This is a genomic window from Neorhizobium sp. LjRoot104 (assembly GCF_964253725.1).
In the GTDB taxonomy this organism is placed as follows: domain Bacteria; phylum Pseudomonadota; class Alphaproteobacteria; order Rhizobiales; family Rhizobiaceae; genus Neorhizobium.
This window is the reverse complement of record NZ_CAXURS020000001.1, coordinates 3135657-3150104: the sequence shown is the minus strand read 5'-3', so window position 1 is coordinate 3150104 and position 14448 is coordinate 3135657. Positions and strand designations below refer to the sequence as shown.

Annotated in this window: 9 protein-coding genes; 7 read left to right on the top strand and 2 right to left on the bottom strand. The window is 64.6% G+C overall.

Going from position 1 to position 14448, the window contains the following annotated elements; all coding sequences use genetic code 11:
- The 5 genes from ACSQ8R_RS15930 to ACSQ8R_RS15910 are packed head-to-tail and all read left to right on the top strand — an operon-like array spanning nt 1 to nt 7315.
- Entirely contained in the window at nt 1-984 is a 984-nt protein-coding gene (locus ACSQ8R_RS15930; protein ID WP_436255494.1) for an ABC transporter ATP-binding protein, read from the top strand.
- A 12-nt stretch (nt 985-996) separates the two neighbouring features.
- A complete protein-coding gene (locus ACSQ8R_RS15925) occupies nt 997-2004 on the top strand; it encodes an NADPH:quinone reductase (RefSeq protein WP_436254276.1) in 1008 nt (335 codons plus the stop codon).
- On the top strand, nt 2001-3887 hold the full coding sequence (locus ACSQ8R_RS15920) for a hydantoinase B/oxoprolinase family protein (RefSeq protein ID WP_436254275.1): 1887 nt from the start codon (nt 2001-2003) through the stop codon (nt 3885-3887). Before ACSQ8R_RS15925 ends, ACSQ8R_RS15920 begins: the two co-directional genes overlap by 4 nt.
- A complete protein-coding gene (locus ACSQ8R_RS15915; protein ID WP_436254274.1) occupies nt 3874-5922 on the top strand; it encodes a hydantoinase/oxoprolinase family protein in 2049 nt (682 codons plus the stop codon). The genes ACSQ8R_RS15920 and ACSQ8R_RS15915 overlap by 14 nt, the downstream gene beginning before the upstream one ends.
- Nucleotide 5923: 1 nt before the next feature.
- Entirely contained in the window at nt 5924-7315 is a 1392-nt protein-coding gene (locus ACSQ8R_RS15910; protein WP_436254273.1) for a M20/M25/M40 family metallo-hydrolase, read from the top strand.
- Between the two features lie 228 nt (nt 7316-7543).
- On the opposite strand, the gene ACSQ8R_RS15905 is transcribed toward ACSQ8R_RS15910, so the two are convergent.
- Both ACSQ8R_RS15905 and ACSQ8R_RS15900 read right to left on the bottom strand, forming a co-directional pair.
- Complete coding sequence (locus ACSQ8R_RS15905) at nt 7544-8539, bottom strand: MDR family oxidoreductase (protein WP_436254272.1); 996 nt, start codon at nt 8537-8539, stop codon at nt 7544-7546.
- 32 nt (nt 8540-8571) lie between these two features.
- Entirely contained in the window at nt 8572-9330 is a 759-nt protein-coding gene (locus ACSQ8R_RS15900) for a FadR/GntR family transcriptional regulator (protein WP_436254271.1), read from the bottom strand.
- A gap of 216 nt (nt 9331-9546) precedes the next feature.
- Between ACSQ8R_RS15900 and ACSQ8R_RS15895 the strand changes: the two genes are divergently transcribed.
- Together ACSQ8R_RS15895 and ACSQ8R_RS15890 are read left to right on the top strand one after the other, a co-directional pair.
- Nucleotides 9547-10959, top strand: coding sequence for an FAD-binding oxidoreductase (locus ACSQ8R_RS15895; protein ID WP_436255493.1), 1413 nt, complete (start codon nt 9547-9549; stop codon nt 10957-10959).
- Complete coding sequence (locus tag ACSQ8R_RS15890; protein ID WP_436254270.1) at nt 10960-14436, top strand: indolepyruvate ferredoxin oxidoreductase family protein; 3477 nt, start codon at nt 10960-10962, stop codon at nt 14434-14436.
- Nucleotides 14437-14448 lie beyond the last annotated feature (12 nt).

The window sequence follows — 14448 nt, the reverse complement described above, 5'->3', positions numbered from 1 at the left end:
ATGATCACCAAAAGGCCGGATATCCTCGTCTCTGTCTTCGATGCCAGGCTGCATTATGCCGTTGGCGGTGCGTTCGCGGCGATGCGCGGCAAGTCGACGGTGGTGAAAGCCGTCGATGGCGTCAGCTTCGACATCCGGCGGGGCGAAAGCGTCGGCCTGCTCGGCGAATCCGGCTGCGGCAAGACCTCGATGGGCCGGCTGCTGCTGAAGCTCGAGGAAAAGACCGGCGGCACGATCCATTTCGATGGCGAGGAGATCGGTGCTGTCCGCGGCCGCGGGCTGAAGAGATTCCGCTCCAAGGCGCAGCTGATCTTCCAGAACCCGTTCGATGCGATCAATCCGCGTTTCACCATTCGCCAGACGCTGGCCGAGCCGCTGGAAAACGCCGAGATCCCGAAGCGCGAGCGCGAGGGCCGGATCATCGCGGCGCTCGAACTGGTCAAGCTGCCCGAGCCGGCGCAATTCCTCGACCGTTATCCGCACCAGCTTTCCGGCGGCCAGTTGCAGCGCGTCGTGATGGCGCGGGCGTTGATCCTGCAGCCGGAATTCGTGGTCGCCGACGAGCCCGTTTCGATGCTCGATGTTTCGGTGCGCGCCGGCGTGCTGAACGTCTTTCGCGACGTCCGCGACCGGCTCGGCCTCACCGCCATCTATATCAGCCACGACCTGGCGCTGGTGCGTTACGTCTGCGAGCGGACGATCGTCATGTATCTCGGCCGGATCATGGAGGACGGGCCGACCGAGGATATCGTCCGCGAGCCGCTGCATCCTTACACGAAGGCGCTCGTCGCCGCCGTTCCTGTTCCGAACCCGGACCAGAGCCATGATCCGCTGCCGATCGGGCGTGGCGCGCCGGACCCGCGCAATCCGCCTTCCGGCTGCGTGTTCCGCGACCGCTGTCCGGCCGCTCATGCGCGCTGCGCGGCCGAAATACCGCTGCCGAAGCCGGTCGGAACCCGCACCGTCGCCTGCCACCTGTACTGATTGGAGTTGTCGATGCTTGCCGCCTTTTACACACGCACCGGTCCCGCCGCGGAGGTTCTCTCCGTCGGCGAGATGGCTGCACCGGTCGCCGGCCCCGGCGAGGTGCTGGTGCGGGTGCATGCGTCCGGCATCAACCCGGCCGACGTGAAGCGCCGTGGCGGCTGGCGCGGCATGGGCATGGATCACAAGCTGATCATCCCGCATACGGACGGTGCCGGTGAGATCGTCGATGTCGGTCCTGGCGTCGACAAAGGCCGCATCGGCGAACGGGTCTGGATGTGGAATGCCCAGGGCGGTTACGGCGAGGCGGGCCGCGCTTTCGGCACCGCTGCCGAATACATTGCGATTGCGTCACATCAGGCGGCGAAACTTGCGGATGCCTTGAGTTTTGCCGATGGCGCCAATCTCGGCGTGCCAGCCATGACCGCCTATCGCGCGGTCTTCTCGGATGGGCCGGTCACCGGCCAGACGATATTCGTCAACGGTGCGGCCGGCGCCGTCGGCCATTTCGCGGTGCAGATGGCGGTCGCCGGCGGAGCAAGGGTGATCGGCACGGTCAGCACGCCGGAAGCCGCGTCGCATGTGATGGAAGCGGGCGCCTTCGCCACCATCGACCGGAAGCGGGAAGACGTGTCGGCCCGCGTCCTCGAACTGACCGACGGGGAAGGTGTCGATCGCGTCGTCGAAGTCGATTTCGGGGCAAACCTGGAACTCGACGCCGCCGTGCTGAAACGCAACGGCACGGTCGCCTCCTATTCGTCGAGCAGCAATCCGACGCCGGTGCTTCCCTACTATGCCTTCGCAGCCAAGGGCGCCAACCTGCGTTTCATCCAGGGTTTCCTGATCCCGGAAGAGCAGCGGCTGGCGGGTGAAAAGGTGATCGCCGAACTTGCCGATGCCGGCAGGCTGAAGGTCGCGATCGGCGCGACATTTCCGCTCGAAGATATCGCCATGGCTCACGAGCGCGTCGAGCGCGGCGGCCTCGGCAATGTCGTCGTCCTGATCGGAGGTGCCCGATGAGCACCCGATCGATCCATTCCACAGCATCCAACGAGGATTCCAAGATGTACAATCCCAAGGAAAGCGAGAGCACGCCCGCCCGGGCGGTAAAACCGGAAGGGTCCGTCTGCGATCCCGTCTCGCTCGAAATCATCCGCGGCGCGATCGCGGCCGCCCAGTCGGAAATGGAAGCGCTGCTCGAACGCACCGCCATCTCCGCCTTCATCCGCGAGAAAAAGGATTTCTACACCGCGCTGTTCGACGGCGAGGGCGTGATGGCGGTCGGTTCGATGGTGCCGGTGTTCGGCGACATGACCGGCCCGGTGTTCGACAAGTTCCCGGCCGAGACGATGAAGCCGGGCGACCTCTACTGGTACAACGACTGCTACGGCTCGCGCGGTGCGGTCTCCCACTCCAACGACCAGGTTCTGCTCGCCCCCGTCTTCAAGGACGGCAAGCGTTGCGCCTTCGTGATGAGCTGGGCACACTTCGCCGATATCGGCGGCATGCGTCCGGGTTCGATCAGCCCGGATGCGACCGACATCTACCAGGAAGGCATCATCATCCCGGTCACCAAGCTGATCGACCAGGGCGTCACCAACGAGGCGACGCTTGACATCTTCCACCGCAATTCCCGTTTTCCCGAGCAGAGCATCGGCGACATGCGGGCGCTGATGGCGAGTGTCGATGTGGGTGTGAAGCGCATCGGCGAAATCCTCGACCGGTTCGGCTCGGATGTCGTCGGGGATGCGCTGGCCCAGCTTTTGACCCGCACCCGCAAGCTGGTGCGCTCCAAGCTCGCCGAGACCTTCGACTACGGCACGCACAAATTCACCGACGCGATCGACAGCGACGGCCATGGCAACGGCCCGTTCAAGATGCGCCTGTCGCTGACCCGCGAAAAGCTGGCGAATGGCGAAGACAAGTTCACCTTCGATGCCACCGAATCCGACGACCAGGCGCCGGGTCCGATCAATTTCCTGATGAACCGCGGCGTGCCGGGCATGGCGCTCGGCCTTTTCTATCTCGGTGGCGATCCGGGCCAGGTCTGCAATGCCGGTGGCCCGCAGGCTCTGGATGAGGTGAGATTGCGCCAGGGTTCGTTCCTGCAGCCGAATTTTCCGGCATCGCTCGGCATGCGCGGCCTGACCATGATGCGCGTGCTGTCGGCCTTGAACGGCCTCGTCAACACGGCGGGCGGCAAGGCGCCGGCTGCGAACTCCGCCTATGTCATCACCATCATGCGCGGCAACTACAAGGATGATAATGGCGACCTGAAGCGCTTCCTGCTCGCCGATGGCATCGGCGTCGGTTACGGCGCGCGGCCGGATGCGGACGGTATCGATGCCGTCTATTTCGTGGCGCAGGAGAACTATCCGGTCGAGTTCCTCGAAGTCGGTTATCCGGTGCGGCTGCGCACCTACGGTGTGGTCAAGGATTCCGGTGGTGCCGGCCAGTTCCGCGGCGGCTGCGGCATCATCCGCGAGTACGAGATTCTGGCGGAAGACATGATGCTCGCCGTGCGCATCGACAGCGTCAAGAACCCGCCTTGGGGCATCAAGGGCGGCATGGGGGGCGGCACCGGTCGCGTCACCATCAATCCCGGCCGGGCAGACCAGCGCATCGTGCCGCCGCTTTCGGACGGCAACCGGCTCGTCAAGGGCGACGTGCTGCGCATGGAGACCGGCGGAGGCGGGGGCTACGGCCATCCGTTCGACCGCAATCTCGATGCGGTTCTCGAAGACGTGCTCGGCGGTTTCGTCAGCGCCGAATCCGCCGAACACCTCTACGGCGTCGTCGTCAAGGGCACCAAGGTCGATCAGGCAGCCACTTCGGCCCTGCGCGCCAACCGCCCCGCTACCCGTGCATTCCATCGTCAGGAGTATGTCGATGTCCTCGCCTGAGACCTCAATCGATACGTCGCTTTCCGTCGCCGTCGATATCGGCGGCACCTTCACAGACGTCGCGCTGCTCGACCGTGCCACCGGCAAGGTCTGGCGGGCGAAGACGCCGAGCGTTCCCTCCGATCCGTCGGAAGCCTTCCTCAATGGCATTCGCCTTGCGCTCACCGATGCCGGCCGCGAGGCGTCGTCGCTGGGCCAGGTCCTGCATGGCACCACGGTCGCGACCAATATGATCCTGGAAGACAAGGGCGCCCGCACGGCGCTCGTCACCACCAAGGGTTTCCGTCATGTGCTGAACATCGGCCGCCAGGACATTCCCCGCAAGGCGAACCTCTATACCTGGGTCAAGCCCGAGCGGCCGGTGCCGGCCTCGCGCATCGTCGAAATCAATGAGCGCATCGCCGCCGGCGGTGCCATTCTCGACGCTCTCGACGAGGGCAGCGTGCGCGCGGCTGCGGAAGCGATCCGCGGCATGGACGTGGAAGCGGTCGCCGTCTGCCTGCTGCATGCGTTCGCCAATTCCGCACATGAGAAGCGCGCGGCGGAAATCCTGCGCAAGGAACTGCCGCATCTCGCTGTCACAACCTCTACTGATGTTCTACCGGTGGTGCGCGAATTCGAACGCACGCTGACGACGGTGCTCAACGCCACCGTCATGCCCGGTGTCACCACCTATGTCGGCCGTCTGGAAAAGCGGCTGGACGACGAGAAGGTCGCGGCCCCGCTGCTGCTGATGCAGTCGAACGGCGGCGTGGCCGGTGCTTCCACCATCCGCCAGGCGCCGGCGCTGACGGCGCTGTCGGGTCCCGCCGCCGGCGTGGTTGGTGCTCGATCCGTTGCCGCGGCCTGCGGCATCAAGGATATCATCACCGTCGATATCGGCGGCACCAGCGCCGATATCTGCCTGATCAAGGACGGCAAGATCGGCCTCACCCAGCACGGCAAGGTCGGCGAATGGCCGCTGCCGCTGCCGATGGTCGATATGGTGACGATCGGTGCCGGCGGCGGTTCGATCGCCAAGGTGGCGGATGGTACGCTGACCGTCGGGCCGCAGAGTGCCGGCGCTCGCCCGGGTCCGGCGGCCTATGGCCATGGCGGCGAAAACCCGACCGTCACCGACGCGCATGTGGTGCTCGGCCATCTGCCGGCCCGCCTTCTCGGCGGGCGCATGGCGCTGGATGTCGAGGCTGCCCGCAAGGCGGTCGACGGCAAGATTGCCACCCCGCTCGGTCTTTCGACGGCAACGGCCGCCCGCGGCATTCTCGCGATCGTCGACAACCACATGGTCGGCGCGGTGCGCGTCGTCTCGGTCGAGCGCGGCCATGATCCGCGCGACTTCACGCTGGTCCCCTTCGGCGGCGCCGGCCCGCTGCATGGCTGCGCGCTTGCCGAACTGCTCGGCATTTCCCGTATCATGATCGCGCCGGCGCCCGGCATTCTCTGCGCCGACGGCCTGCTGGCCGCCGACCTCAAGGCGGAGTTCAGCCGCACGCTGCCGAAGGCTGGCGCCGTGGATGTGGCGGCCGCCAACGGCATCATCGCCGAGCTCAAGGCCCAGGCATCCGGCTGGTTCGACATGGAAGGCGTGGCCGAAAAGGACCGCCGTATCGCGACCGTTGCGCTTCTGCGCTACCACGGACAAGGCGGCGAGCTTGCTGTGACCTGGGGCGAGACCCGCGAGGCGGTGGAAGCCGCCTTCGCCGCCGAACACAAGGCTCTTTACGGCTTCGTGCTGGAAGCTGCGGTCGAGCTGGTGACCCTGCGCGTCGAGGCCGCCGGCATGACTGTGGAACCGCCGCCGGCCATTCTGGAGAAGGGTTCCGACGTCACTCCGTTCGACCATGTGCCGGTGCATTTCGAAAGCGGCGTGGCAAGCGTTCCGGTCGTTGACCGTTCGACGCTTGGTGCCGGCGCCACATTCCAGGGGCCGATGATCCTTACCCAGCTCGACACGACGACATTGGTCGCGCCTGGCTGGAGCGGCACGGTACACGGTTCCGGCGCCCTTCTTCTGACCCGCAAGCAGGATGCATGAGATGCCAGAGAACCAGACTGAGCAAAACACCGATCTCGACCGCGTCTTCGCGCATATCGAGGAAAACCGAGAGAGCTTCATCGAGCGGGTGATGGACTATGTCCGGCATCCCTCGATCAGCGCCCAGAACAAGGGCATCGCGGAAGTGGCGGCCATCCTCGTCGACATGCTGAACGGCATGGGCATGGAGGCGACCACCATCCCCACGAAAAACCACCCGATGGTGCTCGGCCGCATGGAAAAGCAGCCGGGCAAGCCGACGGTGCTTCTCTACGGCCATTACGACGTGCAGCCGCCCGAGCCCTACGAACTCTGGCTCAGCCCGCCCTTCGAGCCGACGATCCGCGACGGCCGCATTTATGCGCGCGGCATCGGCGACAACAAGGGCCAGCATTTCGCCCAGCTGATGGCGCTGGAATCGCATCTGAAGGTTACTGGCGAACTGCCGTGCAACGTCATTTTCCTGCTGGAGGGCGAGGAGGAAATCGGCAGCCCGCATATCGCCGAGTTTGTCGCCGAACATGCCGACAAGCTGGATGCCGACCTCGTCATCACCTCCGACGGCCCGCTGCATGAATCGGATACGCCGATCATCACATTCGGCGTGCGCGGGGTTGCCTCCTTCGAGCTGCGCGCTAAGACCGCCAATCGCGATGCCCATTCCGGCAATTTCGGCGGCGTCATGCCGAACGCGATCTGGAAGCTGGTGCATCTGCTCGCGACGATGAAGAACGACAGGGGCGAGATCACCATCGACGGCCTTCACGACGTCGTCGTGCCGCCGACCAACATGGAGCGCGAGGCGGTCTCGAAGCTGCCGCTCGATCTCGATGCGATCAAGGCCGATCTCGGTATCAAGGAACTCGACCAGCCGCTCGACCGCGGTTATTTCGACCGGCTAATGTTTCATCCGACGCTGACCATCAACGGCCTGCATGGCGGTTACGGCGGCCCGGGCCAGAAGACGGTGCTGCCCTGCGAGGCTTTTGCCAAATGCGATATCCGCCTGGTGGAAAGCCTGACGCCGGACTATGTGTTCGAGAAGGTGAGGGCGCATGTGGCGGCCCACGCGCCGGATGTGGAGTTCATAGCCCTCAACGCCATGCTGCCCTCGAAGACGCCGATGGACAGCCCGTTCGCCCCTGTCATCCAGGACGCTATCTTCACGGCCCGCGGCGTCGAGCCGCTGCTCTATCCGACGGTTGGCGGCTCGCTTCCTGATTACGTGTTCACCAAGATTCTGAAGAAGCCCGCGTTCGTGGTGCCTTACGCTAACGCGGACGAGGCGAACCATGCGCCGAACGAGAATTTGAAGCTGGATTTGTTTATTGCAGGCATCAAGACGGGCGCGGCGCTGCTGACGAAGCTGGGTGAGATGAAGCTTGAGGGTTAATTGGGGATGCGGACCTGTGTCATCACAATGCCGTCTGCCTCTCCTCCTCCGCCGTCATCCTCGGGCTTGACCCGAGGATCCATCTGCTTGGCGAGGTGTCTTCTTGCAGTCAGCCCTCGTGGGCTTGGCCTGGATCCTCGGGTCAAGCCCGAGGATGACGGAGGCGGGGAGGGCGATCTTGCTCTGCGTCTAACTGGTTGAGCTGACGGACAGAAAACCGCCGCCGACCTATTTCGTCACATCGATGACCACGCGGCCACGGATCTTGCCCGCAACGATATCCTCCGCCAACTGCGGCAGGTTCGACATCGGCTCTGTCGTCGTAATCTCCGCCAGCTTAGCCGGATCGAGATCGCGGGCGAGCCGCGACCAGGCCGACAGTCGTTGCTCCCGCGTGGCGATCACCGAGTCCACGCCGATCAGCGTCACGGCTCGGAGAATATGCGGGAGCACGGTGCCTGGAAGGTCCGCGCCGCCGGCAAGGCCGCAGGCGGCGATGGCGCAGCCGCGCATTGTCTGGGAGAGCGCGTTGACGAGGGTCGTCGAGCCGACCGAGTCGACGCCGCCCGTCCAGCGTTCCTTCTGCAGCGGGCCGCCCTTTTCGGCAAGCACGGCGCGGTCGATGAAGTTGCTGGCGCCGAGCGAGGCGAGGTAGTCGTGGGTTTCCGGACGGCCGGTAGAGGCGGTGACGTTGTAGCCGCGGGCCGCGAGAAGGGCTATCGCCACCGAGCCGACGCCGCCGGCGGCGCCGGTCACCAGCACTTCTCCTTCACCCGGCTTGATCGAGCCCCATTTTTCCAGCGCATCGACGCAGAGCGCTGCGGTATAACCGGCCGTGCCGATCGCCATCGCCTGTTCCATCGAAAAGGCGTCCGGCAGGCGGATCAGCCATTCCGTCTTGACCCGCTGGTAGCGGCCGAAGGCGCCCCATTCGGTTTCGGAAAGGCCCCAGCCGTTCAGAACCACCTTGTCGCCGGCCTTCCATTCCGGCGAACGGGACTCGACCACGGTGCCGGAAAGGTCGATGCCGCCGATCATCGGCAGGCGCCGGGCGATCCGGCCCTTGCCAGTGATCGCCAGGCCGTCCTTGTAGTTCAGCGTCGAAAAGGCGATCTCGACCAGCACGTCATTGTCGGGAAGATCGGCGATCGAGATTTCTCTGAAGGCGCCTTTCGGCTTGCCGTCGATAGCGTCGATGACCATGGCGGTGAAGGTCTCGGTCATGTCTCTCTCCCGATGTTCTGGTGACGTTTCTGTTAGGCGGAGGGCTGTGCGGTGGCATCGCGCCTGGCGCGGGCGTCGAGCACGGCGGAATAGCTTTCACGCACATAGGCGAGCAGCCGTGTTAGTGCATCGGCCGCTCTCGCATCCGCGCGGTCGCGCACGGCATCAACGATTTCCTGGTGCAGCGAGGCGACGTGGCGGCGTTCGCGCACACGGAAGACGATCATGTTGGTGATCGGTATGAAAGCCTCGATGACGGTGTACATCATCAGTTTCAGGGGGCCGTTGCCGGTCGATTCCACCAGTGCCCGGTGAAAGCGCACGTCGGATGCGCAGAAATCCTCGTCGCTGACCGCCTCGTTGAGCTGCACCGCGATCTCCGCTTCCATTGCGGCGAGGTCCGTTTCGCTGCGGTTTGCGGCGGCGAGCCGGCAGCAGACGGTTTCGGTTTCCAGCCGGGCGGTGATGATCTCTTCGATGTCGAAGGCGCCGATGCCGACGAGCAGGGTGGCAGCCCCGGTGATCGCCTTGGAAAGGCCCTCCGGATCCGGCCGCTTGACGAAATTGCCGCCGGTCGGGCCGCGCTTGGAATGGATGAGGTTCTGGGCGGCGAGACGCTTCAGGGCCTCGCGCACGGTCGGGCGGGAAATGCCGAAACTTTTGGCGAGCTCTTCCTCGGTCGGCAGGCGTTCGTCGATCTTCAGCCGACCGTCCATGATCGCCGAACGGATGTTGTCGGACACCTGCCTGGCAATGCCCGTGCGGACAACCTCGTCGTATTTGAGGATCATGTTATCCTTCCCGCGTATTCCTGGGGCTCAGTCTCCTGTCTGTAGTGATGCCATGGCGGCGGTGAAAAGGCTACTGCTTTTTAAATATAGGTTTGACAAATAGGGGAATGGGAATAACTTCGCCCCAAGAAAAGAGGGAACGAGAGAATGGGCGCAACCGCATTCGGTGGAGCCGGAGCGCAGGGCAATGAAGCCGGCATTGCGGAGGAGAGCATCTTGTCCTCCGATCGCGTGAACCGTCTTCTCTCCAGCCTCGAAAACCGGCTGGATGCCGCTGCGATCCTTGCCGGCGATGCGATTTCGGATGGGTATGCCGCCGATGCGACCGCTCGTGGCAGCCGACCCGCCGCTGTCCTGCGTCCGCGCAACACCGAAGACGTTTCCGCCATTCTCTCCATTGCCAATGAACTCCGCCAGCCGATCGTCGTGCAGGGCGGCCGCACCGGGCTTTCCGGTTCCTCCCGGCCGGTCGATGGCGAGGTCTCCATCTCGCTCGAACGGATGAACGGCATCGAGTCGATCGACGTCGCGGCCCAGACGATGATCGTCAAGGCGGGCACGCCGCTGCAGGTCGTGCAGCAGGCGGCGAGCGATGCGGGCCTGTTCTTCGGTGTCGATATCGGCGCCCGCGGCACGGCGACGGTGGGCGGCAATATCGCGACCAATGCCGGCGGCATCCGGGTTCTGCGTTACGGCATGTACCGGGCGCAGGTCATGGGGCTGGAGGCGGTGCTGCCGGACGGCACGATCCTCTCCTCGCTCAAGGGGTTGCCGAAGGACAATTCCGGCTATGACCTCAATCCGCTGTTCATCGGCACCGAAGGAACGATCGGCGTCGTCACCCGCGCCTGCCTGAAACTGCATCCGAAACCGCTGGTCGAGCGCAACGCCTTCGTGGCGCTGCCGTCGCTGAAGGCGGCGCAGGACCTGCTGGCAAGGCTTCGGGTCGAGCTTTCCGGTCTGCTCTCCGCCTTCGAGGCGATCTTTCCGAATGTCTACGAAGGCACGATCGACTACTCGGGCATCCGTCCGCCGGTCGAAAAAGGCGCCGGCATGTATGCCATGGTCGAGATCCAGGGGCAGGCGCCGGATCAGGACAATGAGCGTTTCGAAGCGGCTCTTGCCGCCGCATTGGAAGACGGGCTTGCGACCGAAGTGGTGCTCTCCAATTCGCTGCGCGAGTTCAACGGGCTCTGGGGCATTCGCGACGGCATCAACGATTATTTGTTTGGCACCGGCGTGATGATCGGCTTTGACATTTCCGTGCCGCTTTCCCGCATGCAGGAGTTTCTCGACAGGGCGGCACGCGCCGTGGACGAGATCGATCCGGAGGCGCGGACCTATATTTTCGGCCATCTGGGCGATGGCAACCTGCATTACTGCATGTTCAGCCATCACGAGAAAAAGGTGGCCGAGGCGATCTTCTCGGGCATCGAGGCGGTCGGCGGCGGCGTTTCCGCCGAACACGGTATCGGCACGGACAAGGTGAAATACCTGAAATATGCCCGAAGCGAATCCGAGATCGCCACGATGCGCCGGCTGAAGATGGCCTTCGACCCGAACTATATCCTCAATCGCGGCCGGGTCTTCGAGGCGCCGGTTTCGCTGCAGCAGGCGGAGCGAGCCTAGATGTCGATCCATGCCGCACCGGACACGAACCTCTTGGACAGCAAGGTCAGCCTCGACGACCGCTACACGCTGGAAAAGGGCAGAATCCTGGTGTCGGGCACGCAGGCCCTGGTGCGGCTGCCGATGATCCAGCGGGCCCACGATCTGGCGCGGGGGTTGAATACCGCCGGTTATGTATCTGGTTATCGCGGTTCGCCGCTCGCGGGCTTCGACCGCGAGATGGCGCGTGCGAAGAAGTTTCTCGACGCTGCCCATGTGAAATTCCATCCGGGGCTCAACGAGGACATGGCGGCCACCGCCGTCTGGGGTACGCAGCAGACCGGCATGTTCGAGGGCGTGCGTTACGACGGCGTGTTCGGCATGTGGTACGGCAAGGGGCCGGGCGTCGATCGCAGCATGGACGTGATCCGACATGCCAACGCGGTCGGCACCAACCCGAACGGCGGCGTGCTGCTTTTGGTCGGCGACGACCACGGCGCGGTCTCCTCGACGCTGCCGCACCAGAGCGAGCACAACCTGATTTCGGCCATGGTGCCGCTGCTGTCACCCGCCGGCGTCGGCGAATATATCGAATACGGATTGCTCGGGATTGCGATGAGCCGCTATTCCGGCGCCTGGATCGGCTTCAAGTGCCAGACCGAGATCGTCGAATGTTCGGCGACCGTCGATCTCGATCCGGACAAGCCGCAGATCGTTATTCCCGAAGAGACCTTCGCGCCGGACGGCCTGTCGCTGCGCTGGCCCGACGGGCCGCATGCGATGGAACTCAGGCTTGAGCGCAAGATGCTCGCCGTGCAGGCCTTCGCCCGCGCCAACCGGATCGACCGCCCCGTCTGGGGAACCACCGGCCGCGCCCGGCTCGGGATCGTTTCGACCGGCAAGTCCTGGCTCGATCTCCTCGGCGCCCTTGCTCTGCTCGGCATCGATGAGGCTCGGGCCGCCGAACTCGGGATCGCGCTCTATAAGGTCGGTCTGGTCTGGCCGCTGGAGCCGCAGGGCATTGCGGATTTCGCTTGCCGCGTCGATGAACTGCTGGTGGTCGAGGAAAAGCGCTCGATCCTCGAAGACCAGATCAAGGCGCAGCTCTTCAACCTCTCCGCCGAACGGCGTCCGCGCGTATTCGGCAAGGCCGGCGAGGGTGGTGCGACGTTGCTGCAGGCGATTGGCGAGATCGGCACGCTGTCGGTCGCGAAAGCGATCCTCTCCCGGCTCGACACTCTCGATGAGGCGCTGCAAGCCAAGGCGCGCTTCATCGAGGAAATGTCGATCGCCATGGGCGTCGAGGCGACTGCCCTGAAGCGCGAAGCCTATTTCTGTTCCGGCTGTCCGCACAGCATATCGACCCGCCTGCCGGCGGGGAGCCGCGCCTCGACCGGCATCGGCTGCCACATGATGATCATCGGCAACGAGGACCGCAACACCTCGACCTTTACCCAGATGGGCGGAGAGGGCGGTGCCTGGATCGGCCTGTCGCCCTTCACCGACGAGAAGCATATCTTCGTCAACATGGGCGATGGCACCTATTTCCATTCCGGCCTGCTCGCCATCCGCGCGGGGATCGCGGCGAAGGTCAACGCCACCTACAAGATCCTCTATAACGACGCGGTCGCCATGACCGGCGGCCAGAAGCATGATGGCGATGTCACCGTGCCGGGGATCGTCGGGCAGATGCTGGCCGAGGGCGCGGCGCGCGTCGTGGTGGTCGCCGAGCGGCCGGAAGTCTGGCAGGGCAATCTTCCGCGCGAAGTCTCCATCCATCACCGCGACGAGCTCGACGCCGTTCAGCGGGAGCTGCGCGACGCGCCCGGTGTGACGGTGCTTGTCTACGATCAGGTCTGCGCCGCGGAAAAACGCCGCCGACGCAAGCGTGGCGCCTATCCGGTCTCCGACAAGCGCGCCTTCATCAACGAACTGGTCTGCGAGGGCTGCGGCGACTGTTCCGCCGTATCCAACTGCATCTCGATCGAGCCGCAGGAGACCGAGTTCGGCCGCAAGCGGCGCATCAACCAGTCGAGCTGCAATACGGACCTGTCCTGCATCAAGGGGTTCTGTCCGAGCTTCGTCACCGTCGAGGGCGGCAGCATCCGCAAGCCGGCGGCGAAGTCGAAATCGGTGAAGACGGACGATCTGCCGCTGCCGACCTTTACCGCGAGCTTCGAGACGCCCTACAGCATGCTGCTCGCCGGCATCGGCGGCACTGGCGTCATCACCGTCAGCGCCATCCTGGCGCAGGCGGCGCTTCTCGACGGGCTGGCACTGGTGACGCTCGACCAGACCGGACTTGCCCAGAAGAACGGTTCGGTCGTATCGCATATGCGGCTGGCCAAAGATCCGGCGCAGATCAACGCGGTGCGGGTCGGCCCCGGCGAGAGCGACCTCGTGCTCGGCTTCGATATCGTCGTGGCCGCCCAGAAGAACTCGCTCGCCTCGTTTGCGAAGAACAAGACGCGGGCCGTCATCGACGACCATTTCGCCCCGACCGCCTCCTTCGTGAAGGACACGACCATCGATTTCCGCCAGGAGGCGACGCTGAAATCGCTGCGCCGCGCGGCGGGCGACGATGCGGTTGAAACCGTTGCGGCAACCGATATGGCGACGGCGCTGCTTGGCGATGCGATCGCCTCCAACATGTTCCTGCTCGGCCATGCCTGGCAGCGCGGGCTGGTGCCGATCAGCCTCGCCGCCATCGACAAGGCGATCGAGCTCAACGGCACCGGGATTGCGATGAACCGCGCCGCCTTCGGCTGGGGCCGACGGGCCGCAGTCGATGTGGAGGCCGTCGCCCGCGAGGCCGGACTGGCGAAGACCGAACCGAAGGCGGAGACGCTTGAAGAGATCGTCGCCCGTCGCGCGGCCTTCCTCTCGGACTACCAGAATGCCGCCTATGCGGCGCGTTATGCCGGACTCGTCGATATCGCGAAATCAGCCGAGATGCGGCTGCGCGGCGTGACCGGATTTGCCGAGGCGGTGGCGAAGAACGCCTTCAAGCTGATGGCCTATAAGGACGAATACGAGGTCGCCCGCCTGCATCGCGACCGGAGCTTTGAAAAGAAACTCGCCGAGCAGTTCGAAGGCGATTTCAGGATCAGGCATCACCTCGCGCCGCCGATGATCGCGAAGATCGACCAACGCACCGGCCATCCCGCCAAGATCGCGTTCGGCGCCTGGATACGGCCTGCATTCCGGGTGCTCGAAAAGTTGAAATTCCTGCGCGGCACGTCCTTCGATCCCTTCGGCCGCACCGCGGAGCGGCGGATGGAGCGGCAGCTGGTCGCGGACTATTTTAGTCTCGTGACCGAGCTTTCCGAGGGGCTCGATGCCCACGGCCATTCGATCGCCGTCGAGCTTGCCGGGCTGCCGGACATGGTTCGCGGTTTCGGCCATGTCAAACTGGCCTCCGTCCAGCGCTACGAAAAGCGCAAAACCGATCTCCTTGCGAAATGGCGGGCGAGGGAGCCGCTCACCCATGTCGCGTAACAGTCATCGTTC